This is a genomic window from Burkholderia sp. MR1-5-21 (genome assembly GCF_053427715.1).
In genome coordinates, this window is sequence record NZ_JBSAXD010000011.1 from 144,391 (window position 1) to 169,439 (window position 25,049).

A 25,049-nucleotide genomic window follows, 5' to 3' on the forward strand; every position below is an offset into this window, starting at 1 on the left:
CGGACTCCTGTGAAGCGACGCGAGGTTGCGTCTGACCTCCAGCATGCGCGGGCTTGAATTTTCGATCCAATAGATTAAATTTCAAGATTGATTGTTTTCGGTGATCAATCGATCGGTATGGACCTTCGTCATTTGCGCTACTTCGTCGCGGTCGCTGAAGAAGGGCACTTCGGCCGCGCGGCCGAGCGGCTGCACATCGTGCAGCCGGCATTGAGCGTGCAGATTCGCGCGCTCGAAGAGGAGCTGGGCACCGCGCTGTTCGTGCGCAGCACGCGCAAGGTCGCGCTGACGGACGCCGGCAGGCTGCTGCTGGTCGAGGCGCGGCGCACGATCGAGCAGGCGGAGCGGACGAAGCGCGTGGTCCAGCGCGCGGCGCGCGGCGAGACCGGCGTCGTGCGGATCGGCTTCGTCGGCAATGCGGTCGCGGCGGGGCGCCTGTCCGACGATCTGCTCGCGTTCCATGCCGCGTGGCCGAACGTCGCGCTGGAACTGCGCGAGATGGCCCCGGCCGCGCAGCAGGAAGCGATCCTCGCGGATCGTCTCGACATCGGCTATTGCCCGGCGTTCGGCGTCGAATTCGATGCGAAGCTCGCAGTGCGTCCGGTCGGGAGCTGGACGTGGGAGGTCGTGATGAACAGCCGCCATCCGCTCGCGAACCGGCGTTCGCTGTCGGCCGCCGTGCTTGCCGACGAGCCGTTCATCCTCTATGCGGCCGACGGCGACGACCTGGGCCAGCTGACGATCTTGCGCCAGGTGCTGGGAAAGGAGCCGCGCATCGCGCACAAGGTGAGCAGCACGCTGTCCGTGCTGGCGCTGACCGCCGCGGGCCTCGGGCTGGCGCTCGCGCCCGCGCCGCTGAGCCGGATCGCGGCACCGAACGTCGTGTACCGGAAGCTGGCGGGGCGCGGCCCGAAATCGGAACTGGTTGCGATCAGCCGAATCGGCGGGGAGTGGGGGGCGATCGAGCGGTACCTGGAGATGCTGGGGGAGCGCGCCGCGTGAGTGTCGCGTCGCGGCGCGCTTCGGTGTTGCTGGTCCGTCAGGTCACCGCGCGCCGCGGCGTTACTCATCCGCCACGTAACGCCGCGGCGCGCATCGGCGTCATTCGTCCATCAACCGCACCTTCACGCGCTTGCCCTTGATCTTGCCGGCATTGAGCTTGCGCAGCGCGTCGCGCGCGACGCCGCGCTCGACCGCGACATACGTCGAGAACTCGGTCACGTTGATCTTGCCGATCTGCGCGCCGCTGAAGCCCGCGTCGCCGGTCAGCGCGCCGAGCACGTCGCCGGGACGGATCTTGTCCTTGCGGCCGCCGAGAATCTGCAGCGTTTCCATCGGCGGCAGCAGCGGTTCGTTGCTGTCGGCCTTCAGCTCGGCGAGCGGATGCCATTCGACGTCGCGCTTCTGCGCCTGCTCGATGCCGCCGACGCGTCCCATCTCGTCCATGCTCGCGAGGCTCAGCGCCCAGCCTTCCTGATCCGCGCGGCCCGTGCGGCCGATGCGGTGCACGTGCACTTCGGGGTCGGGCGTCACGTCGACGTTGATCACCGCTTCGAGCTGCGCGATGTCCAGGCCGCGTGCGGCGACGTCGGTCGCGACGAGCACCGAGCAGCTGCGGTTCGCGAACTGGATCAGCACCTGGTCGCGTTCGCGCTGCTCGAGCTCGCCGTGCAGCGCGAGCGCGTGGAAGCCCTGCGCGTGCAGCACGTCGAGCAGGTCGCGGCATTGCTGCTTCGTGTTGCAGAACGCGATCGTGCTGACCGGACGATAGTGGTTCAGCAGCAGGCCGACCGCGTGCAGCCGCTCGTCTTCGGTCACTTCGTAGAAGCGCTGGCGGATCTTGCTGTCGTCGTGGCGCTCCTCGAGCTTCACTTCCTTCGGGTTGCGCAGGAACTGCTGGCTCAGCTTCGCGATGCCGTCCGGGTAGGTTGCCGAGAACAGCAGCGTCTGGCGCGTCGGCGGGCATTGCCGCGCGACCTTCGCGATGTCGTCGAAGAAGCCCATGTCGAGCATCCGGTCCGCTTCGTCGAGCACGAGCGTGTTCAGCGCGTCGAGCTGCAGATTGCCGCGGTCGAGGTGGTCCATGATGCGGCCTGGCGTACCGACGACGATATGCGCACCGTGCTCGAGGCTCTGCGCCTGCGGGCGCATCGGCGTGCCGCCGCACAGCGTCAGCACCTTGACGTTTTCCTCGGCGCGCGCGAGGCGGCGGACTTCCTGCGCGACCTGGTCGGCCAGTTCGCGCGTCGGGCACAGCACCATCGCCTGCACGTCGAAGCGGCGTGCATCGAGGCGCGCAAGCAGCGCGAGCGAGAAGGCGGCGGTCTTGCCGCTGCCGGTCTTCGCTTGCGCGATCAGGTCCTGGCCGGCCAGCGCGATCGGCAGGCTCGCGGCCTGGATCGGCGTCATGTCGGTATAGCCGAGCTGCGCAAGATTCGCGAGCGTGGCGGGCGTCAGCGGCAGCGCGCTGAACGGCGTGGCGGTCGGTTGAGTCATGTCAGGACAGGTCTCCGAGGTAGGGCCGGCCTTCCATCTGTTCGTAGACGACCGTGCCGTCGTCGCCTTCGAAGCGTTCGAGATAATTGCGCGCGCCGCACAGCGGGCAGCGGAACAGCAGCCCCTGGCCTTCGTCCTTGATGACGACGTCGGATTGTTCCCACTGCGTGCCGCAGCTCTGGTTTCGGCAGGTAAACACGGTCTTTCTCCAGCTGAATTCGATTGTGCGCGCCGGCGCATCGGGCGCGGGCGCTGGCGTTGCGTGGCCGTCGCGTGCAGCTTCCGCGTGAAAGGCGGGGCGCGGTGCGGCCGTTCGCGTGATGGTTTGTCGGGGTGGATGATGGATCGGGGCGCGATCGGAGAATCGCGCGTGGCGCAATTCTAGCGGATACGGCGGTTGTGCCGGCGGTATTGACGCGGAATTGAGGGCGTGTTGCGGCGGTATTGCGGGTGGTATTGCTGCGGTATTGCAGCGATCTAGCGGTGGTCTCGCGGCGCGGCAAAACGAAAAACGGCCGTCCGGCCCGGACTGCCCCCGACTTGGGGGCGGTTCCATCCGGGACGGCGGCGTCGCGGCGCGCCATGAAAAACGGCCGCCCGATGCGGACTGCCCGCCGATGGGCGCGGCGGTCCACGTCGGGACGGCCGTTTGACCCGTTTCGTCCGTTCCGACCGATACGGCGGCGTTCAGCGCATCACAGCGCCATGTCGGCGGCCGCCTTGGCCGGCTGGGCCGGTTTGACCGCGTTGGCCGATGCAGCGGCGGCACCCGGCTGCGCGGGCGCGGTCATGTCGATCTTCGGCGGCGCAGAGAGCTGCAGCACGTCGCTCGTATAGGTCCACTCTTCATAGACCTTCAACGGGCTGTCGTTCAGCTTCGTGCCGTAGCTCGGCACGATCTGGTGGATCTTCTGCTGCCACTCGGGCGTCGCGACCTTGTCCTTGAACACCTTCTGCAGCAGGCTCAGCATGATCGGCGCGGCCGTCGACGCGCCCGGCGACGCGCCGAGCAGGCCCGCGATGCTGCCGTCCTTCGCGCTGACGATCTCGGTGCCGAGCTTCAGCACGCCGCCTTTCACGGGGTCGCGCTTGATGATCTGCACGCGCTGGCCGGCCTGCCACAGGCGCCAGTCTTCCTTCTTCGCGTTCGGGAAGTATTCCTTCAGCGCGTTGAAGCGGTCGTCGTCGGTCAGCATCAGCTGGCCGGCGAGGTATTCGACGAGCGGAAACTCGTCGACGCCCACGCGCATCATCGGCATCACGTTATGCGTGTTCGTGCTGGTCAGCAGGTCGAAGTACGAGCCGTTCTTCAGGAACTTGGTCGAGAACGTCGCGAACGGTCCGAACAGGATGATCTTCTTGCCGTCGATGATCCGCGTGTCGAGGTGCGGCACCGACATCGGCGGCGAGCCGACCGACGCCTTGCCGTATGCCTTCGCCAGATGCTGCTTGACGATTTCCGGGTTGTCGGTCACGAGGAACGAGCCGCCGACCGGGAACGCGCCGTAGTCCTTCGCCTCGGGAATGCCCGACGCCTGCAGCAGGTGCAGCGCGCCGCCACCCGCGCCGATGAACACGAACTTCGCGTCGACGGCCTGCGGCGGTTCGTTCGAGTGCAGCTTGACCCACGACACGTGCCACGTGCCGTCGGCGTTGCGCGTGATGCCGCGCACTTCGCTCGACAGCGACAGCGTGAAGCCCGGCTGGCGCTGCAGGTAGCCGACGAACTGGCGGGTGATCTCGCCGAAGTTCACGTCGGTGCCGATCGGCGTCCAGGTGGCGGCGACCTTCTGCTTGCGGTCGCGGCCCTCCATCATCAGCGGCACCCACTGCTTGATCTGGTCGTAGTCTTCCGAATACTGCATGCCGCGGAACAGCGGGCTCGCCTGCAGCGCGTCATAGCGCTTCTTCAGGAAGCGGACGTTGTCGTCGCCCCACACGAAGCTCATGTGCGGCGCCGAGTTGATGAACGAATGCGGGTTCTTCAGCACGCCTTGCTTGACCTGCCATGCCCAGAACTGGCGCGAGATCTGGAACGATTCGTTGATCTCGATCGCCTTCGAGATGCTGACCGTGCCGTCGGGCTTCTCGGGCGTGTAGTTGAGCTCGGCGAGCGCCGAGTGGCCGGTGCCGGCGTTGTTCCAGCCGTTCGAGCTTTCCAGCGCGACGCCGTCGAGGCGCTCGACCATCGTCATCGACCAGTCCGGCTGCAGTTCGTGCAGCCAGACACCGAGCGTCGAACTCATGATGCCGCCGCCCACCAGCAGGACGTCGACCTTCTTCGTGTCGTCCGCGTGCGCGGACGACGCGGCCACGCACAGCGCGAGCCCCGACAGCATTACCCGTAACGTTTTTATCACAGCACTAACCTTTTCAGCTTGGTCAAATCAGGTCTGCCACGCCGCCTGGCGCACGGCTTCGTCGGCCGGCGCGCGCCCGTTCCGGACGATGCCGGATCGGCATCCGGAAATCCGGATCGCGTTTCCGGGATTCCGGAAATGCGATCGCGAAACGCGCTCGACCCGATGCGAAACCGATCCGAAGGACACCTTCCGATCGGTTTCACGTCCTCGTCCGCGATGTGCCTTTCAGGCCGCGCAAAACGCGCGCGGGCCCTTGCGGCAAGCGTGTGCGGACGAGGCTGGCGGCGGCGCACAGGCATGCGGTGCGCGACGCGTTCATCGGGGGGCGGGTGGCAAGGGGCGCGTAATATAACCGAATTCAATCGTCGTGTTGCGCGCGAATTTTTCCGTTGTTTTTGTGGGGTTTTTCGGGTTTCCGGGTTTCCGGAATGCGCTCGGCCGATGCCGCTCACTCATCCGGCACCGGCAAGCGCGACGAGAACTTCACCTCGCGCAGCGCGAGGCTCGACTGGATCGACGAGATGCCGGCCTGCTTCCTGAGCACGCGTTCGATGAACTCCGCATACGCGTCGAGATCGGCCGAGACGACCTGCAGCATGTAATCGGCGGCGCCGGTGATCTTGTGGCACGACAGCACTTCGTCGTGGCGCCGGATCACCGTTTCGAACTGGTCGCACGCCTTGTCCGAATGCATGTTGAACGTGACGAGCACGAACGCGAACACGTTCATGCCGAGCGCGCGCCGGTCGAGGTTCGCCTGATAGCCGGTGATCACGCCCTCGTCCTCGAGGCGCTTGCGGCGCCGCCAGCACGGCGTCACGCTCAGCGACAGCTTCTCGCCGAGCGTCGCGTTCGACAGCGCGCCGTCTTCCTGCAGCAGGCGCAGCATCGCGCGGTCGACGCCATCCATGTCAATTGCCGGGCGATTTTTGCTCATTTCCGACGTCCTGTAGACAGTTTGTACAAAAGTGTACGTAACCCGCGCGCGGAAAGCAAAGCTATTGCGGTTGCTCGCCAATAAACTGTTGCTCACCCTCATTGCAACGGTCAACCATGCTCACGATCTACAGCAGCGATCATCGCCTGCATCGCGGCGTCGAACTGAAGGACGGCGCCATCACCGATTCGTTCGAAAACCCGCAGCGCGCCGAAACGGTGCTCGCGCAAGTCAGGGCCACGGGCCTCGGCGACGTGATCGCGCCGCAGCCGTTCGACCGCGCGTGCTATGCGGGCGCGCACAGCCGGCGCTACGTCGATTTCCTCGCGGGTGCCTGGGACGAATGGTGCGCGACCGGCCGCACCTGCCAGGCGCTGCCGCTCGTGTGGCCGGTGCGTGCGATGCCGTCCGCCGCGACGCCGCCCGCGTTCATCGACGGCAAGCTCGGCTTCTACGCGATGGATGCGGGTGCGCCGATCAACGCCGGCACGTGGGACGCAGTGAGCGCGAGCGCAAATTCGGCGCTGACGGGCGCCGACCTGCTGTCCAACGGCGGCACGCGCGCGGCGTTCGCGCTGTGTCGTCCGCCCGGCCACCATGCGGGCCGCGAATACATGGGTGGCTACTGCTACCTGAACAACGCGGCGATCGCGGCCCAGCACGCGATCACGCGCGGCGCGGCACGCGTGGCCGTGCTCGACGTCGACTTCCACCACGGCAACGGCACGCAGGACATCTTCTACGACCGCTCGGACGTGCTGTTCGTGTCGATTCACGGCGAGCCGTCGGTGTCGTACCCGTACTTCTCCGGCTACGCGGACGAGCGCGGCACGGGTGCGGGAGAAGGCTACAACCTGAACCTGCCGCTGCCGAAGGGCACGCTCTGGAACACGTATGACGAAGCGCTCGGCCGCGCCGCGGCGGCGATCGCCGCCCATGCGCCCGACGTGCTCGTCGTGTCGCTCGGCGTCGACACGTTCGAGCACGACCCGATCAGCCACTTCCGCCTGCGCTCGCAGGACTACCTGCGGATCGGCGAGGCGCTCGCGCGCCTGAATGTGCCGACGCTGTTCGTGATGGAAGGCGGCTACATGGTCGACGAGATCGGCATCAATGCGGTGAACGTGCTGCTGGGCTTCGAAGGCCGGGCGTGACAGTGCCGCATTGACCGTTTCAACGGCGGCTCCTCAGCCGCCGCAACCGATGGAGCAACAAGCATGACGCGATATCTGGATGTGACGAGCGTGTCGAAGCTCGTCGACGAAGTCGGGATCACGCAGATCCTGACAACGATGGCTTCATACATCGAGCAGGACTACCGCCGCTGGGAGACGTTCGAGAAGACCGCGCGCGTCGCCAGCCATTCGACCGACGGCGTGATCGAGCTGATGCCGACGTCCGACGCCCGGCTGTATGCGTTCAAGTACGTGAACGGGCATCCGAAGAACACGAAGGCCGACCTGCTGACGGTGATGGCGTTCGGCGTGCTCGCCGACGTCGACACCGGCTATCCGCTGCTGCTGAGCGAAATGACGCTGACGACGGCGATCCGCACGGCCGCGACGTCCGCGCTGGTCGCACGCTTTCTCGCGCGCAGCGACGCGCGTTCGATGGCGCTGATCGGCAACGGCGCGCAGAGCGAGTTCCAGGCGGTCGCGTTTCACGAGATGCTCGGCATCGACGCGCTGCGCGTGTTCGACATCGATCCGGCCGCGACCGACAAGCTCGTGCGCAACCTCGCACCGTTCACGGGCCTGCGCGTGATCCGCTGCGCGTCGGCGGCCGACGCGGTGCGCGGCGCGGACATCGTGACGACCGTCACCGCCGACAAGACGAACGCGACGATCCTGACGCCCGACATGATCGAGGACGGAATGCACGTCAATGCAGTGGGCGGCGATTGCCCCGGCAAGACCGAGCTGCATGCGGACGTGCTGCGGCGCGCGCGTGTCGTCGTGGAGTTCGAGCCGCAGACGCGCATCGAAGGCGACCTCCAGCAGATGCCGGCGGATTTTCCGGTGGTGGAGTTCGCGCAGATCGTGTCGGGCGCGCGGTGCGGCCGCGAATCCGATGCGCAGGTGACGGTGTTCGACTCGGTCGGCTTCGCGCTCGAGGATTTTTCGGCGCTGCGCTATCTGAACGCGGCGGCGCGCGAGCGCGACATCGGCATCGAACTCGACCTGATCCCGACGCCGCGCGATCCGAAGAACCTGTTCGGCGTCGCGACGGGCAGCGAGGCGAGCGCGGCGCCTGACGCCGCAGGCCGCGCGATGCTCGCGGCACTCCGGCATTGACGCGTTGCACCACACGAACGACATGACCCACCAGGAGACAGGCATGACCCGACTTCACAAGACAGCACTGGCCGCAGCCGTCGCGATGACCTGCGCGCTGTCCGCGCACGCGGACGAAATCGTGCGTATCGGCCACGTCGCGCCGCTGACCGGCGCGATCGCGCACCTCGGCAAGGACAGCGAGAACGGCGCGCGGCTGGCCGTCGAGGAGATCAACGCGAAGGGCCTCGTGATCGGCGGCAAGAAGGTGACGCTGCAGCTCGATCCGCAGGACGACGCCGGCGATCCGCGCACCGCGACGCAGGTCGCGCAGCGGCTCGTCGACGACAAGGTGGTGGGCGTCGTCGGCCATCACAACTCCGGCACGTCGATCCCGGCGTCCCGCGTCTACCGTGACGGGGGCATCGTGCAGATCTCGCAGGCGGCGACCAACCCGATGTACACGCAGCAGGGTTTCAAGACGACGTACCGGGTCGTCGCGACCGACGCGCAGCAGGGGCCGGCGCTCGCCGCCTATGCCGCGAAGAACATGGGGATCAAGACGGTCGCCGTGATCGACGATGCGACCGCCTACGGCCAAGGCCTCGCGACCGAGTTCGAGAAGGCGGCGAAAGCGGCCGGCGTGAAAGTCGTGTCGCGTGACGCGACGAACGACAAGGCGATCGATTTCCGCGCGATCCTCACGAAGATCAAGGGCGAGAATCCGGACGCGATCATGTACGGCGGCATGGACGCGACAGGCGGGCCGCTCGCGAAGCAGGCGCGGCAGCTCGGCCTGCGCGCGAAGATCCTCGGCGGCGACGGCGTGTGCTCGACCGACCTGCCGAAGCTCGCGGGCGCGGCGTCCGACAACGTCGTGTGCTCCGAAGCAGGCATCGCGCTCGAGAAGATGCCGGGCGGCGCGGCGTTCGCGAAACGCTACGAGGCGCGCTACCACCAGCCGCTGCAGGTGTATGCGCCGTTCTCGTACGACGCCGTCTACATCATCGTCGACGCGATGAAGCGCGCGAACTCGACGGACCCGGCGAAGGTGCTGGCCGCGATGCCGGCCACCGACTATCGCGGCGTGATCGGCGAAACGAGCTTCACGCCGCAGGGCGACCTGAAGCACGGCGCGATTTCGGTGTTCACGTACAAGGGCGGGAAGAAGGCGCTGCTCGATATCGTGCAGATGTGATCCCGCATGCCGGATGGCACGCGCGGCGCGACGCAGGCGTGTCGCGCCGCGCAGCCGTTCGGTGGAGGGCGGATGATCACGCCCCCCGCCACGCTTCTTCATTTGAACGCGTGCGATGGAATGCCGTTGCGGGCGCGGCCGGGCACGGCGCAGACGCCTGCGATAGAAAAATCGTGGCACCATGTGTAGACCCATGAGTCAACACCAACCTGGAGCCACGATGGACTACGGCGTCTTGCTGTCGACGTTCGAGCGCGAGGCCGGGCGCGATGCGTCCGCGCGAATGTCGCAGCAGCACCGGCTGTACGCATGCCTGCGCGACGCGATCCTTGCTGGCCGGATCGCCGAAGGCGCACGGCTGCTGCCGACGCGTACGCTCGCCGACGAACTGGGCATCGCGCGCAATTCGGTGCTTTACGCGTATGAACGGCTGGCCGCCGAAGGTTTCGTGATCGGCACGCGGCAGGGCACGGTGGTCGCGCGCGTGGGGCTGCGTCACGTGCCTGCCGCGCCGGTTTCGACTGCTGCCGCGGCCGGTGACGTCGCGCGATTGTCACGCCGCGTCGCGCACGTCGAGCCCGCCACCCGCGACGTCGACGAGTCGATGCCTTTCATGCCGGGCGCGCCTGCGGTCGACGCGTTTCCGCTAGCGCAGTGGCGGCGCTGCATCGAGCGCGCGTGGCGAACCGCCGGGCCTGCGCAGCTTGGTTACCAGTCAGCCGAAGGAGACGCGGCGCTGCGCGACGCGATCGCCGGCTACCTGCGCGTGTCGCGCGGCGTGCGCTGCGACGCGGAGCAGGTGATCGTCACCGACGGCACGCAGAACGGGCTCGACCTGTGCGCGCGCACACTGGCCGACGCCGGCGACAGCGCGTGGATCGAGAACCCCGGCTACCACGGCGCACGCAACGCGTTCCTGGCCGCCGACTTGCGCGTCGTGCCGATCGGCGTCGACGCGGACGGCCTCGCGCCGCGCGCGGACGACTGGCGCGATCGTCCGCCGAAGCTGATCTACATCACGCCGTCGCACCAGTATCCGCTCGGCGCGGTGATGAGCCTCGAGCGGCGGCTCGCGCTGGTCGCGCACGCGCGCGCGGCCGGCGCGTGGATCGTCGAGGACGACTACGACAGCGAATTCCGCCACCACGGCACGCCGCTCGCGGCGGTGCAGGGCCTTGCCGACGACGCGCCGGTGATCTACCTCGGCACGTTCAGCAAGGTGATGTTTCCGGCGCTGCGGATCGGCTTCATGGTCGTGCCGCCCGCGCTCGCGCAGCCGCTGCGCGACACGGCCGGCGCGCTGATGCTGCACGGGCGCGCGGTCGAGCAGCGGGCGCTCGCGGATTTCATCGAAGCCGGGCATTTCACGCGGCACCTGCGGCGCATGCGCAGGCTCTATGCGGAGCGGCGCGCGGCGTTGCAGGATGCGCTCGAGCGGCACCTGCGCGCGCAGCTGACCGTCTCCGGCGGCGCAGGCGGCATGCACCTGTCCGCGCGGCTCGACGTGCCGGTTGCGGATACCGGGCTCAGCCGCGTCGCGCAGGCGCGCGGGTTGATCCTGCGGCCGCTGTCGACGTTCTGCATGCCGGGCACGGAGCAGGGCTACAACGGTCTCGTGCTCGGATACGGCGGCGTGCCGGCGGAACGGATGGACGCGCTCGCGCGGCGGATCGGGGCGGCGATCGACGAGGCGGTGGCGGCCGGCGGTCGCAAGACCGCAATGTAGCGCGTGCCGGGCCGGCCGATCATTGGGCTGCCTTCGAAAGCAGCATTCAAGGAAAGTGAAAGTTGAGGGCGCGGCGATCGATTGCACACGTTTCGTCATTTAGCTAATATTCAAAATGTTCTGCGAGATGGAAATCATGGACGACGACGTTACCCGCATCAGCGCCCTTGCCAACGAAAGCCGGCTCGCCGTGCTGCGCTGGCTCAGGAACCCGAGCAAGCACTTCCCGCCGCAGCCGCATGGCGACATCGACGAACTCGGCGTGTGCTGCACGTTCATCACCGAGAAGCTCGGCATCGCGCCGGCGACGACCACCCGGCACATGCGCATCCTCGCGGATGCCGGCTTCGTGCGCGCGACGCGTCTCGGCAAATTCACGTACTACAAGCGGATCGACGCCGAGCTGAAGCGGCTGGGCCGCGATCTGTCACAACTCTGAGAGACACCGACATGGACGAACTCGCGTTGCTGGCCGATGCCGATCGGCGTGCGCACACCTACCTTGCATCGACGGACACGCGTCGTGCATTTCCGGACGCCGACGCGCTGGCCGGTCTGGCCGCCTTCGACGAACCGCTGCCCGAACACGGCAAGCCGGCCGGCGACGTGCTTCGGCTGCTCGATGACGCCGGGTCGCCCGCGACTGTCGCGTCGAACGGCCCGAACTACTTCGGCTTCGTGATCGGCGCGGCGTTGCCGGCCGCCGCCGCGGCCGAGCGCCTGATGCTCGCGTGGGACCAGTGCGCGTCGTCGTTCGACAATTCGCCGGTCGCCGCGACGCTCGAACGGCTGGCGGCGCGCTGGGTCGTCGACGCGCTCGACCTGCCGCGCGACAGCGCGGTCGGCTTCGGCACCAGTGCGACCGCGTGCACGCTCGTCGCGATCGCCGCCGCGCGGCGCGCGCTGCTCGCGCGCAACGGCTGGGACTTCGACGGCGATGGCCTGATCGGCGCACCCGAAGTGAAGGTCGTGATTTCCGAACTCGCGCACATCACGGTCAAGAAGGCGCTGCGGGTGCTCGGCTTCGGGATGAAGCGCATCGTCGTCGCGCCGGTCGATGCGCAGGGCCGCATCGATCCGGACCGCCTGCTGCCGCTCGACGACATGACGATCTTCTGCGTGCAGGCCGGCGAGGTGAACACCGGCGAATTCGATCCGTTCGCCGCGCTGATTCCGCGTGCGAAGGCCGCGGGCGCGTGGGTGCACGTCGACGGCGCGTTCGGCCTGTGGGCGCGCGCGTCGGCGAGGAAGGCGCTGACCGAGGGCATCGACGGCGCGGACAGCTGGACGACCGACGGCCACAAGTGGCTCAACACGCCGTACGACGGCGCGATGGTGATCTGCCGCGACGCGGCGGCGCTGGCGACCGCGATGAACAGCGACGCCGTGTACCTGAGCGGCGCGCAGGACGCGCAGAAGAACCTGAACCTCGAGTTCTCGCGGCGGGCGCGCGGCATCCCCGTGTGGGCAGCGCTGCGCTCGCTCGGACGCGCGGGAGTGGCCGCGATGGTCGACCGGCATTGTGCGTACGCGTCGCACATTGCCGACGGTCTGCGGGCGGCCGGCTACGACGTGCTGAACCGCGTCGTGCTCAATCAGGTACTGGTGCGCGCCGACACCGACGCGCATACTGTCGCGATTCGCGAGGCCGCACAGGCATCCGGCGACGTGTGGTTCGGCCCGACCGTATGGCAGGGGCGGCCGGCGTTCCGGATCAGCGTGTCGTCGTGGCGAACCGGCGACGAGCACGTCGAGAGGCTCGTCGCGTTGCTGACCGACTTGCGCCAGCGGCACGCCGGCTGAAGCGCGGCGGCGTGCGGCGTTCGTGAATGAGCGCCCGTCTGCCGCGCCGCATTGCAACTAACGGCCTTGGCGTCCGCTTCGACGCCGTCGCAGACCTGACCTTCAATCCACGCATTCATCGTTGCTAACACAACCATGCCGAATACTTGTCGTGAACTGTTGAAAGCCGCCGATATCGCAAACATGGAGCCCGATCGCTCGGTCCATGGGCTGAACGGCGATGCGGTCCGTCTCAAGAAGCACCTGGGCGACCTGACCGGGCTCACGCAGCTCGGCGTGTTGCAGGTCACGCTGATGCCGGGGCACGGGTCGGCCGAGTACCACCGGCACCATTACGAGGAGGAGTGCGTGTATGTGCTGTCCGGCAACGGCACCGCGACGATCGGCGAGAGCGACTACGCGGTCGGGCCGGGCGATTTCCTCGGGTTCCCGCGCGGCGGCGACGCGCACACGCTGGTGAACACGGGTGACGTGCCGCTCGTGCTGCTCGTTGCCGGGCAGCGGCTGGAACATGACATATGCGATTACCCGCGCATCGGCAAGCGCCTGTTCCTGGCCGGGAAACGCGAGGCGCTGGTGGATCTGCCCGATGGCGAAGAAGAATGAGGCGTTCCGCATCGGCGCAGTCTTGCCGCCGTTCGAGGGCCCGTGCACTTGCGTGCATCGGCCATGACGCAACACGAACCATGACGACTTCCATCCATTCCGGATCCGCACGATGACTGACGCCAGGCCTGTCGCACTCGTCACCGGCTCCACGTCGGGCATCGGCGCCGCGATCGCGCGACGCCTGTCGGCGGACGGCTACGCGGTGATCGTGCATTCGCGGCGTTCCGCCGAAACGGGGCGTGCGATGGCGCGCGAACTCGGCACGGCGGCCTATGTGCAGGCGGACCTGGCCGACGACGCGGACCGCGTGCGGCTTGTCCGCGACGCGATCGCCGTATGGGGGCGGCTCGACGTGCTGGTGAACAATGCGGGGATCAGCCGTGTGATTCCACATGACGATCTCGCGGCGGCGACGCCCGAGATCTGGCGGGAGTTGCATGAGGTGAATGTGGTCGCGCCGTTCCGGCTGGTCGCCGAAGCGCAGGCGGCGCTGTGCGAAGCGGCGTCGCGGGGGCGGCCCGGCTGCGTCGTGAATGTCAGTTCGCATGCGGGCGTGCGGCCCAAGGGCGCGTCGATTCCGTATGCGGCGACGAAGGCGGCGCTCAATCACATGACGCGTCTGCTCGCGCTGTCGCTCGCGCCGCAGATCCGCGTCAATGCGGTGGCGCCGGGCCTCGTCGATACGCCGCTGACCGCCGACTGGACGCACGCGCAGGCACTGTGGCGCGAGCGTGCGCCGATGCGCCGGGCGGCGCAGCCGGAAGATGTCGCGCAGACGGTCGCGATGCTGGTGGCGTCTGATTACGTGACCGGTGAGGTCGTGCTGCTCGACGGTGGGCTGAACCTGACCTAGCTGACCGCTTGCCGCTTGTCGACGGCAGCCGAGAGCCGAGAGCCAGTAGCCAACAGCGATCAACCACAGTCGTCACACGCAACGGCAGCCCCGGCCCTCAGCCGAGCAGATGCCGCAACACCCCCGCCGCGACCACGCCGATCGTCACGGTCGGCAGGATCGACAGCCGGGTCGCCGCGAGCAGCGTGATCGCGAGCGCGAACAGATCGGCGGGGCGGCTCGACACGAACGCCGGCGCGATCACCGAGATCAGCACGCAGCCGGGCACGTTTTCCATCACGGCCGTCATCCGCGGGCTCAGCGTGCGGTTGCGCAGCATCACGTAGCCGAGGATCCGCGACAGGTACGTCGTCGACGCCATCAGCACGATCGTGGCGACGGTCTGCAGGTCAGGCATCATCGCGCGGCTCCAGCAGCAACGCGGAGATCAGCCCCGCACAGGCGCCCGCCGCGACGTACCACGCGCCGGGCACGGCCAGGTGCGTGGCGGCCGCGACGACGAGGCTCACGAACCACGGCCGGCTCGCGCGCACGCCTTTCCACATCCCCCGCAGCAGCACGAGGAAGACCGCCGAGAACGCCATGTCGAAGCCGTACTGCTCGACGTTGCCGATCGTCGGTCCGAGCGCTGCGCCGAGCGTGGTCATCGACACCCATGTCGAATAGAGGCCGGCGGCCACGCCCGCGTAGTACGCGACGCTGATGTGATCGGCCGACCGCTGCCGCGCGTCGGCGAGCGACATCGCCCAGCTCTCGTCGCACATGAAGAACAGTGCCGCGAACGCGCGCCGGCGCGGCAGGCGCCGGACGTACGGCGCAAACGCGGCGCCCATCAGGATATGGCGCGAATTCACGAGGAACGACATCGCGACGATCAGCGCGATGTGCGGCGGCGACGTCCACAGATGGATCGCCGCAAACTCGGATCCGCCGCCGAAATTGAGGCCGGTCATCAGCGGCACTTCGAGGACGCTCAGTCCTTTCTGGGTCGCCTGCGCACCCAGCACCAGCGCGAACGGGATGAAACCCAGCATGACGGGCAGCGCCGCGCGCATCCCGCGGCCCATCTCGGCGATATAGGCGGGCCGCTCGCGCAGCCCGGTCGACGTTGAAACGCTACTGCTCATTACTCCTCCTTCGGGGGAGGGGGATTGTCTGCTTTTTTGACTCGAATCGGGTTGCGTTATGGCCAGATCTTTCGGAGAATTTGGCATTCGACATCGTCATTTTCAAAATTGTGAAATCGGATGCCAATGAAGCTTGATGCCATCGACCGGCGGATCCTGAGCGCGCTGCAGCGCGACGGCCGTATGCAGAACGTCGAACTCGCGCTCGAAGTGGGGCTGTCGCCGTCGCCGTGCCTGCGGCGTGTGCGGCTCCTCGAGGAGGCGGGCGTGATCGAGAAATACGTCGCGGTGCTGAACCCGGCGAAGGTCGGCAAGGCGCTGACGATCTTCGCGCGCGTGTGGCTGAAGGGGCAGGACGCCGATACCGTGAATCGCTTTGCCGATGCCGTCCAGCAGATGCCGGAGGTCGTCGAGTGCCACCTGATGGCGGGCGATTGCGATTTCCTGCTGCGCATCGTCGCGGCCGACATCGACGAGTACCGGCGCTTCCAGATGGAATACCTGACGCGCATCCCGGGCGTGCTGAGCGTGAAGACCGACATCCCGATGCAGAAGGTCAAGCTGACGTCGGCGCTACCGACGTAGCGCACGTCGGCGGCGTGTGTCACGCGCCGCGTGCTTGCGAGGCTGGTCGGCGATGCCGGCACCCGCGCAACGCGATGCCAGGAATCACGTTCGCCGGCCTGCGGCATGGGTCACGCGCCGCCAGCGGACATTGGACGAACGGTCACAGACTGGCGACAATCAACCGGTATGCTGACCGCATGCGTGATGACTCGGCCACCTGCCTTGCAACTAACGGCCGAATCGCGCCGGCCCGCGCGATCGTGCGAGGCGACCGGCCGGCGCGCCGTCGAGTCGCGCATCCCGATCCCATGTTGTTCTCGTGTTGGGCGCCCATGCAAGCCATCAACAGTCCGTGGAATTCGCTGGCAGTCTTCAAGCTCGCGATCGACATCCTGATGCCGTTGTCGGTGGCCGGCCTCGGCTGGTTCATCAGCCGCCGGCTGAAGCAGCTCGAACTCGTGCAGTGGACCAACCAGAAGCTGATCGAAAAGCGCCTCGCGCTCTACGACACCGTCGCGCCGCTGCTCAACGAGCTGCTGTGCTTCTACACGTGGATCGGACACTGGAAGGACATTTCGCCGGACGACGTGATCCGGGCGAAGCGCGACCTGGACCGGACCTTCCACATCTATCGCTACCTGTTCGACGACGACGTGTACGACGCGTATCACACGTACATCCATGCGCTGTTCGAGACACACACGGGCGCCGGCCGGGACGCGCGGATCCGCTCGCTGGTCCAGGCGCCGGACGGCGACCGGATGCAGCACGGCACCTATGCGTGGAACCCGGACTGGAACGAGCGGTTTTCCGGCGCGGGCGTCGTGGCTGCCGCCGACGTGCGACGGCTTTACACGCGGTTGATGGAGCGGCTGCGCGTGTCGCTGGGCGCGGATCGGTGAACGCGGCCAGTGCCGCGCGCAGACGCAATGTCGCAAGGGGGCGCGATGTCGACGAACGTCAGCGGCACTGAAGGCTATGCGGAAGCATCCGGCGCGCTGATCGAGCGGTGGCGGCGCATGCCGTTCGACGAGCGCCATGCGCCGGTCCTGCATCTGATTCCGGACATGGCGTCGAACATCGCCGACATCGGTGCAGGCGCGGGCGACGATGCGGCTGCGCTCGCGGCGCGGGGCCATCGGGTGGTCGCCGTCGAACCGGTCGACGCGTTGCGCGCGGCCGCGATCGGCCAGTATCCGTCACCGCGGATCACGTGGCTCGACGACAGTCTTCCGGATCTGGCCGTCCTGCTGTCGACACGGCAGACGTTCGATGTCGTGATGCTGACGGCGGTGTGGATGCATCTGGACGATGCGCAGCGGCGCCGCGCGATGCCCAACGTCGGCTGGCTCGTGCGTGATGGCGGCGTGCTGATCGTGTCGCTGCGTCATGGCCCCGTGCCCGCCGGCAGGCGCATGTTCGACGTGTCCGCGCAGGAAACGATCGAGCTCGCTTGCGACCGCGGCTTGCGGCCGGTGCTGAATCTGCAAACCGAATCGGTTCAACCGGAAAACCGCCGCGCGGGCGTGACGTGGACGCGGCTCGCGTTCGTGAAAGGCGATCGCCGCGTGCCGCTCCACGCACATCAGGATGGCGCGTGAACCTCGGCGACGGCACGGTTGATCGCCTTCGTTACCTCGTCATGATTCTCATCGCATTCCGGTCCGCGGGCGATCGCCGCGCGTCACGCGCGTGCTTGCGCAGCGCGGACGTGCGGTCAATTCCGGCCGGCGGCCGTGAGCCGTGCGGCGAGCCCCACGAACACCGAACCGAGCAGGTATTGCGGCAGTTTCGACGCGCGCTTGCGTTCGCCGAACTTGCGGCTCAGCTTGCTTGCGGACAGGATCACCGCGCCGTTGACCACGAGGCCGATCGCGTTGAGCACCGTCGCGAGCACGAGCATCTGCACGGTGATCGAACCGTATTGCGGCCGGATGAACTGCGGGAACAGCGCGAGCACGAACAGCGCCATTTTCGGATTGAGGAGGTTCGTCGTCAGTCCCTGGCGAAAGATCGTCGCGGTGGAGCGGCGCTGGATCGACGTGTTCGGCGACAGCGCCGTCGGATCCGACCGGAACGTTTTCCACGCGAGATAGAGCAGGTAGGCGGCGCCGGCGAAGCGCACGATGTCGTACGCGGTCGGTACGGCGACGAACAGCTGAGACAGGCCGAGCGCGGCGGCGAGTGCATGGCAGTAGGTGCCGGCCTGAATGCCGGCGAGCGTCGCGAACCCGGCGCGGCGGCCCTGGCTCACGCTGCGCGAGGCGATCAGTAGCATGTCGGGGCCGGGCGTGGCGGTCAGCGCGACACACGCGCCCGAGAACAGCGCAAGGGTGGTGAAGTCGATCATGCGGTTCCTCCGCGCCGGTTCGGCGCAAAAGGGATCACAGTGTAGGAACGTGTTCGAAGCCGGTCAATTGCGACGGTGTGCCTGCATGAAGTCATGCCCGGCGCCGCCGCGCGATGCGCGACCTGGCCGCGCTTGCTGCGCCGGGCCATGCACCACGCGCTGCGGCTATTTCGCGCTCAGGCGCGCGCGACGACGTCGATGCGCAGCGGCGCGCCGCCGGCCGCGATCGCGAGCAGGTGATCGACGTTCGGATGGGCGCCCGGGCGGTTGCGCGCGTCGGCCGTGTGCTCGGCGAACACCACGAGGCCGTGCTCGGCGGCCTTCGCATCGAGCGTGCCGAACGTCTGGAGCAGATAGTTGTAAACCGCGAGCGAACCCTGCTTGCCCGGCTTGTTCTCGATGCTCGCCACCACGTCGCCGTTGCCGTTTACGAGGTCGATGCGTTCGATGCCGTCGATCGCCGGCAGTTGCGCGAGGTTGTCCTTGAATACGTTGCCCGGTTGAATCACTGAAAACACTCCGTCTGGTCGATAATTGGCGTGACGGGCCGTATCTTATCCGATCGGATGCGTCGCGCCCGCCGGCGAGTCGTGCCGCGCGCGAGTTGGCGCGACGCCGCCGGCCCGGCCACGCAGCGCCGCGGCTATCGCTGGCCCGCCCCTTCCTGAAGCGGCTCGGCGTCGCGCGCACGGTCGACGTCGGGGCTGCGATACAGGCGCTCCGGAATCTCCGCGAGCCGCGACGCGTGAACCTGCCGCGGCGCGAGCCCATAGAACTTCTGGAAGCTCATGATGAGCGGCGACCATTTGTCGGGGTCGATCCGGTCCGGATTGTCGTCCATCAGCAGGTCCGGATGCACGTGTACGCGCTGGATCCGCACCTCGAACACACAGACGTTGCCGCGCACGTCGGGCGCGTCGTCGGCGATGCCGTGCCGGGCGGCCACGACCGCCTCCATGTGCACCGGACATTCGAGCGCACGCGGCGGCGCGACGGTGTCGGAAGCGATTTCGGTGAGCCCGGCCCGCCCGAACTTGTCGGGTTCGAACACATAGCCGCGCGCGAGCTTCGACGCGGGAACCGGGCTGGAACCCGTCGTGCGCGCGATGCGGTCCACCGCGTGCGCCTGCGCCGACGACGGCAGGTTCAGCACGCACTCGCCGGTGCGGATCATGTTGTGCGTGGTCCCGGAACTGGCGGCGATCCCGAGGACGCCGCGCCAGCCGAGCCAGAATGCGGACGAGATCGGCGCGAGATTGGCCGTGTCGTCGTCGTTCAGCGTGCTGACCAGCACGACGGGCGTGCCGAAATAGAGGATGTTCGGTTCACTGACGCGATGCGGAGCGTTCATGGTCGAGTCCTGGTGGTGACGGGATCAGGCTGCATGCTGATCCTGTCGCCGCCGGCCGGCGCTCCGATTCTTGTGGTGTCATTCGACGCCTATGCTCGCGGGGACGCGCGGCCGCCGCAATCCGCGCGTTCGGCCATTCCGGCTGGCGACCGACGTGAGCGGTTCCGCCGCGCAAACAGGCTCTACCCGAGCAGCCTTTCCACGAGCGCGCCGAGTTCGCGCAGATGCAAGGGCTTCGGCAGGAATTCGTCGAACACCTGCTTGTTCTCCTTGAGCGCAGCCGACTCATACGCGCTGACGCCGAGGATGGCCGTCTGCCGCTCGCAGTCAGGCGGCATCGCCGCGCGGATCCGCTTCGCGACCTCGAAGCCGCTCAGGTCCGGCAGCTCCAGATCGAGCAGCACGAGGTCGTAGTGCTGTTCGCCGAAGCGCGCGACGCCTTCGTTGCCCGTCCCGCACAGGTCGGCCGGGATCCCGAGCGCCGACAGCATCGAGCCGAGCGTTTCGCGCGCGTTGTCGTTGTCGTCGACGACCAGCGCGCGCCGGGCGCGGGGCGGCGCGAGCGGCGGCAACGCCGGCGCGTCGCCGGGTCGCTCGCCGCCATCGGGCAGTTCGACCGGCAGCTCCACCGGCAGCGTGACCGCGAATTCGCTGCCTTCGCCGACGACGCTGCGCACGTCCACGTGCCCGCGCAGCGTCGTCACGATTTCCCGCACGACGGCAAGGCCCATGCCGATGCCGTCGACGTGCAGCCCCACCGCATCGTTCGCGCGGTAGAACGGCTCGAAGACCTTCGACAGATGCGATTTCGCGATGCCGACGCCGGTGTCGCGCACGACGATCCTCAACTGATGGCCGGCGGCCGTGTTCGCGAGCGTCGCGGCGACGGCGACCGTGCCGCCGTTCGCGCCGTTCGTGTATTTGACCGCGTTCTCGATCAGGTTCGACAGCACCTGCTGCAGCAGCTTGCGGTCCGAGCGCACCACGAGACCGACCGGCTCGACCTGCTGCGAGACCCGGATGCGCTTCGCGGCGATCCGCTCGCGAAATGGCTCCAGCACGTCGGCGAACAGCGCCGCGACGCCGACGACTTCCGATTCCGCGAGGCGCTTGGTCGAGCGCAGCTTGATGTAGTCGGTGAGCTCCTTCACCAGCGCTTCGAGCGACGACGCCGAATTCTGCAGCCGCTTGATCGTCTTCAGGTTCGCATCCGACTGCGGCCGCGCGAGCAGGATCTCGATCGAGCCGCAGATCGCCTGCAGCGGCGTGCGCAGCTCATGGCTGACCATCCCGAGAAACGCGTTCTTCGCCTCGATCATTTCGAACGCGCGGTCCGACGCCTTCTTCTCGGCTTCGAGCGCCGCGTGCTGCCGTTCGAGCAGGTCGTCGCGCGTGCGCACCGTATAGAACAGCAGCAGGAACAGCGCACCGAGGATCACGCCGAGGATGCTGCCGAGAATGAGGATCGCGCGCTGCTTTTCCTTCAGCTGATGGAACGTGAAATCGCGCTGCGCCATTTCGATCGAGCGGAAGTAGTTCGACAGGCCGTTCACTTTCGGCCAGTACGCGGCGACGTCGGCCAGCACGCGCGCGGCATCGCCGGGGGTGTCGCGCAGCGTCGGCACGTCGCGTTTCAGGTGCGCCATGAAGTCGCCGAGGGTCGCGATGTCGTCGCGCGCCTTCGGGATGCGCAGCCAGTATTCGGACACTTCGGATGGCCGCTCGAGGAAGCCGAACGACACCGACAGGCTGTCGAACTGCATCTGCACGCGGTCGAAATCGTCGTCCTGGTGTGTCGCGTAAAGAATCAACTGCCGGTCGAAGCGGCTGTATGCGTTGCGGTATTGCGCCGCCGTCCAGAACACCCCTTCGCGCGGACCTTCGAGCACGCCCTCGTTGACCGAGGTTGCGAGCAGGTCGTACAGCAGGAACGCCCACGCGGCGAATCCCAGGATCCACAGGGATCCCAGGACGATGATGATTTTTCTATTTTTCCATCGCTTGCCGGTCATTTCACTGTCAGGCCGATGATCTGCCATGCGAACTTGGCTTCGCCGAGCGGCGTCTTCAGGTCGTCCGGGAACTGGTCACGCGGATACATGATCCACAGCGGGCCGTAGTTGTCGTTGCCGAGCACCTTGCCGTCCATCTTCCGCGCGAGGATCACGCCGTACTTGTCGGCGTCGGCCACCGGAATCGTGAACGTGTATTCGTCGATGCAGCGGAACTCGATCTGCGTGCCCTTCGCGCCGACGACCTTCAGCACGTCGGCGAGGCGCGGGCCGCTGAAGGTCGCCTTCGGCGTCCAGCTCGTCGACGTCGTGATCGCGTGCTGCGGCAGCGCCATCAGCTCCTGTTCGGAAAACACGTACACGGTCTTGCCGGGCTGGTTCGACTTCTCGATCCTGCCGTCGACGGTGAACGTGAACGGCGCGGCCCAGGCGGCGGCGGCCACACCCAGCAGGCAGGCCAGCAGCAGGCTTTTCAGCCAGATCGTCGTGATTCGCATGTGGGGTTCTCGCTTGTCGTTATCGCTTGTCGTGATCGGATCGGTGGCTCAACCGGCGTTCGCGTTGAACGGCTGGGCGATCTTCAGCTCGCGCGCCACCTCGGCGAACAGGATCGGCAGCCGCACCGGTTTTTCTTCGCAGCGCGCATTGTAGTGCGACACCACGCGCGCGATTTCGTCCTCGCTCGCTTCGCCGGTCGAGATCTTGCCCGTCAGCAGGAAGATCGGGGCGCCGCCGTTTTCGCTCGACCGGATGCCGCGCACGAGATCGGCGGCCGTCTGGTCGCCGAGCATCCAGTCGAGGATGTAGCCGTCAAAATCCTCGACGGCCAGCGCCTGCCTGAACGATTCGCCGTTGAAATATGGAATCGCGTTCACGCCTTTCTCGACGAAGTACTCGCAAATCGTTTCGGCGACGTCCGGCGAATCGTCGACCACGGCGATCCGCGCGACGCATGCGTTCTGCTGCGTGGAGCGCAGCTCGATCAGGTCGACCGGATAGGTGCGGCCTTCACGCGCATGCTGACGTTCGGTCACGATCCATTCGCCTTCCGACTGCACCGCGACGAAGTCCGATTCGCCATGACTGCTGGCCTTCGCCGAGATCGCGGCGCGGCAGCGGAAGCGCCGCGATTCGATGACGAGCGTCGCGTCGACCATCTCCGCCGCGGGCGCGTTCGGCTGCGCGGCGCGGTCGTCGAGCAGGATCGCGGGCGGCACGCCGAAGTGCGTCGCGATGTCCTGCAACTGCGACAGGTTCCACGGGATCAGCCCTTTCATCTTGCGCGTGACGACCGAGAAACTGAGGCCCAGCACGTTCGCGATCGTCGTGTTGTGACTGCGCGGCGGGATGCCGTTCCGGGTCAGGAGATCGCGCACCTTGGTGGCGGTGATGAGGTCGGCGCTGGTCAGCTCGCTGTTGGACATCTCGTGATGGTCTCCGATGATTTTCGCGTGGAAGCATAGCAAAGGTGACGTGCCATGCAAACTTTTTAAAAGAAAATCGGCTTGACATGCCATTTTTCTCCATTATTATTGCTCACCACGTCACTATTGTTTGCCGCGTCATGTTTCGAGGCCGTTGATTTCGGGCGGTCGGCATCCAGAATTCGGCAGCATGAAGTGACACACCGTTCGAAATGCGAACCTGAGAGAGCCTTGGACCGCGTGCCGGCGCTGGTGGCGTGTATTCGTCCGCCGTGCCGCACGCGCGACCGGGTGCGCGCTCACGGGGGTGTTGAAGCTCGAATTGCGGCGCCAATAAAACACGAGGAAAGTGCCAATGTATCGCCGTCTACTCGCACCGGGGCTGCTGCTGCTCCTTGCCGCGTGCGCGCAGAACCCGTCCGCCAGCAACGTGGTGCGTATCTGCGACGACACGGGCTGTTCTGATCGACCTAAAGATCAGGTCTCCTACCAAAAGAAGGACGATTCGGACGACCGCGAGGATCCGCGCATCGCTGCGCTGAAGGCGCGCGCGAAGACGCAGCCGAAGGCTGCGTACGACCTCGGGCTGCGCTATTTCCGCGGCGACGGCGTGCGCCAGGACAGCTATCAGGCACTCAAATGGATGCGCGAGGCCGCCGAGCGCGGCGACCTGCAGGCGCAAAAGGCGCTCGGCGGCTTCTACCTGTTCGGCCTCGAGGAGATGGGCTCCGATCCGCGCGAAGCGGACAAATGGCTGTCGATCGCGGCCGGCCGAGGCGACAAGGAATCGAAAAAACTGCTCGAGATGGCGCGGGCGGAGAAGAAGTCCGACGAGGACGACTACAAGTGGCGCACGCAATGGCGTGACGTCTATTACGGCTACTGGTATTCGGGCTATCCGTATTACGGCGTCTGGAATCAGACGGTCTGGTACGGCTATTGACCGCAGCCGGAGGCATCGGGGGCAGCCGCGGGGAGACCACCATCGCGGGCCTTGCCGGGGGGCTTATCGAGGTTCGCACGGACACATAAGCCGAATAACGACTCTAACTAACTATCGTAACGACATGAAGACCCATCTCTCCCTCTCCAATCGCTTTGTCCAATGCACTATGTTCGCGGCGCTGGCCGCCTCTCTTGCAGCATGCGGCGGCGTGGTTTCGCCGGGTGGCCAGAACGCCGGCGTGACGGGCGCGGCCGCAGGCGGTGCGAGCGCCGGCGCGGATTCCGGACTGCAGCGCTGCGCGTCGCCGCTCGGCACGATCGCGGTCGACGACGGCCGTAACGCCGACTGGTGGGGCCCGTTCGGCAGCGCGACCAAGGTGACGAGCATCGATCCGCTGCTGCGCCTCGCAGTACAGCAGTCGAACTGCTTCGTGATCACGTCGATCGGCAACCAGAAGAGCGATGCACGGCTGTCGCGCATCACGCAGATGCAGCGCAACTCCGGCGAATACCGTGCCGGCTCGAAGCAGCAGAAGGGCCAGCGTGTCGCGGCCGACTACTACATGGAGCCGCAGATCGTCATCAACGATTCGCCGATCGGCGGCATCGGCAGCATGATCGGCGGGCTGATCGGCAACAGCGCGGTCGCGGCGGTGGCGGGCCACCTGCAGACGAAGGCGTCGGTCGTCACGCTGACGCTGTTCGACGTGCGCTCGGCCGTGCAGATCGCGGCGGCGGAAGGCAGCTCGACGGCGACCAACTATGGCGCGGCGCTGGCCGGCTTCGGCGGCGGTGTCGGTGGCGGCCTGGCCGGCTTCTCGACGACGCCGGAAGGCAAGGCGACCGTCGTCGCGTTCATCGACGCGTACAACAAGATGGTCGTCGCGCTGCGCAGCTACAAGGCTCAGGACGTCAAGGGCGGCCTCGGCCGCGGCGGCCAGCTGCAGGTCAACTGACGTCGCCGGGCCGGCGGCGCGCCGCCGGCCGAATGCTGACGCTCAATCGGCTGAAGCAG

General features: G+C 67.1%; 26 protein-coding genes. 14 read left to right on the top strand and 12 right to left on the bottom strand.

The window, feature by feature from the left end; all coding sequences use genetic code 11:
• The first annotated feature begins 117 nt into the window (after positions 1-117).
• A complete protein-coding gene (locus tag ACV229_RS17215) occupies positions 118-1,002 on the top strand; it encodes a LysR substrate-binding domain-containing protein (protein ID WP_448084307.1) in 885 nt (294 codons plus the stop codon).
• A 99-nt stretch (positions 1,003-1,101) separates the two neighbouring features.
• Here the strand turns inward: ACV229_RS17215 and dbpA are convergent, their stop codons facing one another.
• The 4 genes from dbpA to ACV229_RS17235 form a co-directional block, all read right to left on the bottom strand.
• Positions 1,102-2,496: an ATP-dependent RNA helicase DbpA gene (gene dbpA / locus ACV229_RS17220; protein WP_448084308.1), complete on the bottom strand. Its 1,395-nt coding sequence runs from the start codon at positions 2,494-2,496 to the stop codon at positions 1,102-1,104.
• 1 nt (position 2,497) lies between these two features.
• Entirely contained in the window at positions 2,498-2,695 is a 198-nt protein-coding gene (locus tag ACV229_RS17225) for a hypothetical protein (RefSeq protein WP_448084309.1), read from the bottom strand.
• Positions 2,696-3,191: 496 nt separating this feature from the next.
• The gene (gene mqo, locus ACV229_RS17230; RefSeq protein ID WP_448084310.1) at positions 3,192-4,835 is read right to left on the bottom strand and encodes a malate dehydrogenase (quinone); all 1,644 of its coding nucleotides are present in this window, start codon (positions 4,833-4,835) and stop codon (positions 3,192-3,194) included.
• A gap of 472 nt (positions 4,836-5,307) precedes the next feature.
• Entirely contained in the window at positions 5,308-5,796 is a 489-nt protein-coding gene (locus ACV229_RS17235; protein ID WP_448084311.1) for an Lrp/AsnC family transcriptional regulator, read from the bottom strand.
• 116 nt (positions 5,797-5,912) lie between these two features.
• Here ACV229_RS17235 and ACV229_RS17240 point away from each other — a divergent pair, with 116 nt between their 5' ends.
• The 8 genes from ACV229_RS17240 to ACV229_RS17275 all read left to right on the top strand — a co-directional run bounded on the left by ACV229_RS17240 (position 5,913) and on the right by ACV229_RS17275 (position 14,258).
• Entirely contained in the window at positions 5,913-6,950 is a 1,038-nt protein-coding gene (locus tag ACV229_RS17240) for a histone deacetylase family protein (RefSeq protein ID WP_448084312.1), read from the top strand.
• A 63-nt stretch (positions 6,951-7,013) separates the two neighbouring features.
• Entirely contained in the window at positions 7,014-8,090 is a 1,077-nt protein-coding gene (locus ACV229_RS17245; RefSeq protein WP_448084313.1) for an ornithine cyclodeaminase, read from the top strand.
• 43 nt (positions 8,091-8,133) lie between these two features.
• Entirely contained in the window at positions 8,134-9,267 is a 1,134-nt protein-coding gene (locus ACV229_RS17250; RefSeq protein WP_448084314.1) for a branched-chain amino acid ABC transporter substrate-binding protein, read from the top strand.
• A gap of 220 nt (positions 9,268-9,487) precedes the next feature.
• A complete protein-coding gene (gene pdxR / locus ACV229_RS17255; protein WP_448084315.1) occupies positions 9,488-10,993 on the top strand; it encodes a MocR-like pyridoxine biosynthesis transcription factor PdxR in 1,506 nt (501 codons plus the stop codon).
• A 136-nt stretch (positions 10,994-11,129) separates the two neighbouring features.
• Complete coding sequence (locus ACV229_RS17260) at positions 11,130-11,432, top strand: ArsR/SmtB family transcription factor (RefSeq protein WP_448084316.1); 303 nt, start codon at positions 11,130-11,132, stop codon at positions 11,430-11,432.
• Positions 11,433-11,443: 11 nt separating this feature from the next.
• Complete coding sequence (locus ACV229_RS17265) at positions 11,444-12,796, top strand: pyridoxal phosphate-dependent decarboxylase family protein (RefSeq protein ID WP_448084317.1); 1,353 nt, start codon at positions 11,444-11,446, stop codon at positions 12,794-12,796.
• 135 nt (positions 12,797-12,931) lie between these two features.
• Positions 12,932-13,402 carry a cupin domain-containing protein gene (locus ACV229_RS17270; protein WP_448084318.1) on the top strand — a complete coding sequence of 157 codons (471 nt, stop codon included), beginning with the start codon at positions 12,932-12,934 and terminating at the stop codon, positions 13,400-13,402.
• 112 nt (positions 13,403-13,514) lie between these two features.
• A complete protein-coding gene (locus ACV229_RS17275; RefSeq protein ID WP_448084319.1) occupies positions 13,515-14,258 on the top strand; it encodes an SDR family NAD(P)-dependent oxidoreductase in 744 nt (247 codons plus the stop codon).
• A 97-nt stretch (positions 14,259-14,355) separates the two neighbouring features.
• Here the strand turns inward: ACV229_RS17275 and ACV229_RS17280 are convergent, their stop codons facing one another.
• Together ACV229_RS17280 and ACV229_RS17285 are read right to left on the bottom strand one after the other, a co-directional pair.
• Complete coding sequence (locus ACV229_RS17280; protein WP_448084387.1) at positions 14,356-14,655, bottom strand: AzlD family protein; 300 nt, start codon at positions 14,653-14,655, stop codon at positions 14,356-14,358.
• A complete protein-coding gene (locus ACV229_RS17285; RefSeq protein ID WP_448084320.1) occupies positions 14,648-15,385 on the bottom strand; it encodes an AzlC family ABC transporter permease in 738 nt (245 codons plus the stop codon). Before ACV229_RS17285 ends, ACV229_RS17280 begins: the two co-directional genes overlap by 8 nt.
• A 126-nt stretch (positions 15,386-15,511) precedes the next feature.
• Between ACV229_RS17285 and ACV229_RS17290 the strand changes: the two genes are divergently transcribed.
• From ACV229_RS17290 to ACV229_RS17300, 3 genes are all read left to right on the top strand, one after another.
• Complete coding sequence (locus ACV229_RS17290; protein ID WP_448084321.1) at positions 15,512-15,970, top strand: Lrp/AsnC family transcriptional regulator; 459 nt, start codon at positions 15,512-15,514, stop codon at positions 15,968-15,970.
• Positions 15,971-16,284: 314 nt separating this feature from the next.
• On the top strand, positions 16,285-16,854 hold the full coding sequence (locus tag ACV229_RS17295; RefSeq protein WP_448084322.1) for a hypothetical protein: 570 nt from the start codon (positions 16,285-16,287) through the stop codon (positions 16,852-16,854).
• A gap of 45 nt (positions 16,855-16,899) precedes the next feature.
• The gene (locus ACV229_RS17300; protein ID WP_448084323.1) at positions 16,900-17,553 is read left to right on the top strand and encodes a class I SAM-dependent methyltransferase; all 654 of its coding nucleotides are present in this window, start codon (positions 16,900-16,902) and stop codon (positions 17,551-17,553) included.
• Between the two features lie 116 nt (positions 17,554-17,669).
• On the opposite strand, the gene ACV229_RS17305 is transcribed toward ACV229_RS17300, so the two are convergent.
• The 6 genes from ACV229_RS17305 to ACV229_RS17330 form a co-directional block, all read right to left on the bottom strand.
• Positions 17,670-18,302, bottom strand: a complete 633-nt coding sequence (locus ACV229_RS17305) for a LysE family translocator (RefSeq protein WP_448084324.1) — start codon at positions 18,300-18,302, stop codon at positions 17,670-17,672.
• Positions 18,303-18,478: 176 nt separating this feature from the next.
• Complete coding sequence (locus ACV229_RS17310) at positions 18,479-18,811, bottom strand: DUF2322 family protein (protein WP_448084325.1); 333 nt, start codon at positions 18,809-18,811, stop codon at positions 18,479-18,481.
• A gap of 134 nt (positions 18,812-18,945) precedes the next feature.
• Positions 18,946-19,653, bottom strand: a complete 708-nt coding sequence (locus tag ACV229_RS17315) for a flavin reductase family protein (protein ID WP_448084326.1) — start codon at positions 19,651-19,653, stop codon at positions 18,946-18,948.
• Between the two features lie 182 nt (positions 19,654-19,835).
• Positions 19,836-21,665: a hybrid sensor histidine kinase/response regulator AtsR gene (gene atsR / locus ACV229_RS17320; protein WP_448084327.1), complete on the bottom strand. Its 1,830-nt coding sequence runs from the start codon at positions 21,663-21,665 to the stop codon at positions 19,836-19,838.
• A complete protein-coding gene (locus ACV229_RS17325) occupies positions 21,662-22,162 on the bottom strand; it encodes a molybdopterin-dependent oxidoreductase (RefSeq protein WP_448084328.1) in 501 nt (166 codons plus the stop codon). The genes atsR and ACV229_RS17325 overlap by 4 nt, the downstream gene beginning before the upstream one ends.
• A 48-nt stretch (positions 22,163-22,210) precedes the next feature.
• A complete protein-coding gene (locus ACV229_RS17330; protein WP_448084329.1) occupies positions 22,211-23,089 on the bottom strand; it encodes a response regulator in 879 nt (292 codons plus the stop codon).
• A gap of 355 nt (positions 23,090-23,444) precedes the next feature.
• Between ACV229_RS17330 and ACV229_RS17335 the strand changes: the two genes are divergently transcribed.
• Both ACV229_RS17335 and ACV229_RS17340 read left to right on the top strand, forming a co-directional pair.
• Positions 23,445-24,032 carry a tetratricopeptide repeat protein gene (locus ACV229_RS17335; protein WP_448084330.1) on the top strand — a complete coding sequence of 196 codons (588 nt, stop codon included), beginning with the start codon at positions 23,445-23,447 and terminating at the stop codon, positions 24,030-24,032.
• 124 nt (positions 24,033-24,156) lie between these two features.
• Positions 24,157-24,990, top strand: coding sequence for a hypothetical protein (locus ACV229_RS17340; RefSeq protein ID WP_448084331.1), 834 nt, complete (start codon positions 24,157-24,159; stop codon positions 24,988-24,990).
• Positions 24,991-25,049 lie beyond the last annotated feature (59 nt).

Excerpts from the sequence above, each read along its gene's own strand:
- ACV229_RS17215 (WP_448084307.1), top strand. The coding sequence starts at position 118 with ATGGACCTTCGTCATTTGCGCTACTTCGTCGCGGTCGCTGAAGAAGGG.
- dbpA (WP_448084308.1), bottom strand. The coding sequence starts at position 2,496 with ATGACTCAACCGACCGCCACGCCGTTCAGCGCGCTGCCGCTGACGCCC.
- mqo (WP_448084310.1), bottom strand. The coding sequence starts at position 4,835 with ATGCTGTCGGGGCTCGCGCTGTGCGTGGCCGCGTCGTCCGCGCACGCG.
- ACV229_RS17235 (WP_448084311.1), bottom strand. The coding sequence starts at position 5,796 with ATGAGCAAAAATCGCCCGGCAATTGACATGGATGGCGTCGACCGCGCG.
- ACV229_RS17240 (WP_448084312.1), top strand. The coding sequence starts at position 5,913 with ATGCTCACGATCTACAGCAGCGATCATCGCCTGCATCGCGGCGTCGAA.
- ACV229_RS17245 (WP_448084313.1), top strand. The coding sequence starts at position 7,014 with ATGACGCGATATCTGGATGTGACGAGCGTGTCGAAGCTCGTCGACGAA.
- ACV229_RS17250 (WP_448084314.1), top strand. The coding sequence starts at position 8,134 with ATGACCCGACTTCACAAGACAGCACTGGCCGCAGCCGTCGCGATGACC.
- pdxR (WP_448084315.1), top strand. The coding sequence starts at position 9,488 with ATGGACTACGGCGTCTTGCTGTCGACGTTCGAGCGCGAGGCCGGGCGC.
- ACV229_RS17260 (WP_448084316.1), top strand. The coding sequence starts at position 11,130 with ATGGACGACGACGTTACCCGCATCAGCGCCCTTGCCAACGAAAGCCGG.
- ACV229_RS17265 (WP_448084317.1), top strand. The coding sequence starts at position 11,444 with ATGGACGAACTCGCGTTGCTGGCCGATGCCGATCGGCGTGCGCACACC.
- ACV229_RS17270 (WP_448084318.1), top strand. The coding sequence starts at position 12,932 with ATGCCGAATACTTGTCGTGAACTGTTGAAAGCCGCCGATATCGCAAAC.
- ACV229_RS17275 (WP_448084319.1), top strand. The coding sequence starts at position 13,515 with ATGACTGACGCCAGGCCTGTCGCACTCGTCACCGGCTCCACGTCGGGC.
- ACV229_RS17280 (WP_448084387.1), bottom strand. The coding sequence starts at position 14,655 with ATGCCTGACCTGCAGACCGTCGCCACGATCGTGCTGATGGCGTCGACG.
- ACV229_RS17285 (WP_448084320.1), bottom strand. The coding sequence starts at position 15,385 with ATGAGCAGTAGCGTTTCAACGTCGACCGGGCTGCGCGAGCGGCCCGCC.
- ACV229_RS17290 (WP_448084321.1), top strand. The coding sequence starts at position 15,512 with ATGAAGCTTGATGCCATCGACCGGCGGATCCTGAGCGCGCTGCAGCGC.
- ACV229_RS17295 (WP_448084322.1), top strand. The coding sequence starts at position 16,285 with ATGCAAGCCATCAACAGTCCGTGGAATTCGCTGGCAGTCTTCAAGCTC.
- ACV229_RS17300 (WP_448084323.1), top strand. The coding sequence starts at position 16,900 with ATGTCGACGAACGTCAGCGGCACTGAAGGCTATGCGGAAGCATCCGGC.
- ACV229_RS17305 (WP_448084324.1), bottom strand. The coding sequence starts at position 18,302 with ATGATCGACTTCACCACCCTTGCGCTGTTCTCGGGCGCGTGTGTCGCG.
- ACV229_RS17315 (WP_448084326.1), bottom strand. The coding sequence starts at position 19,653 with ATGAACGCTCCGCATCGCGTCAGTGAACCGAACATCCTCTATTTCGGC.
- atsR (WP_448084327.1), bottom strand. The coding sequence starts at position 21,665 with ATGACCGGCAAGCGATGGAAAAATAGAAAAATCATCATCGTCCTGGGA.
- ACV229_RS17325 (WP_448084328.1), bottom strand. The coding sequence starts at position 22,162 with ATGCGAATCACGACGATCTGGCTGAAAAGCCTGCTGCTGGCCTGCCTG.
- ACV229_RS17330 (WP_448084329.1), bottom strand. The coding sequence starts at position 23,089 with ATGTCCAACAGCGAGCTGACCAGCGCCGACCTCATCACCGCCACCAAG.
- ACV229_RS17335 (WP_448084330.1), top strand. The coding sequence starts at position 23,445 with ATGTATCGCCGTCTACTCGCACCGGGGCTGCTGCTGCTCCTTGCCGCG.
- ACV229_RS17340 (WP_448084331.1), top strand. The coding sequence starts at position 24,157 with ATGAAGACCCATCTCTCCCTCTCCAATCGCTTTGTCCAATGCACTATG.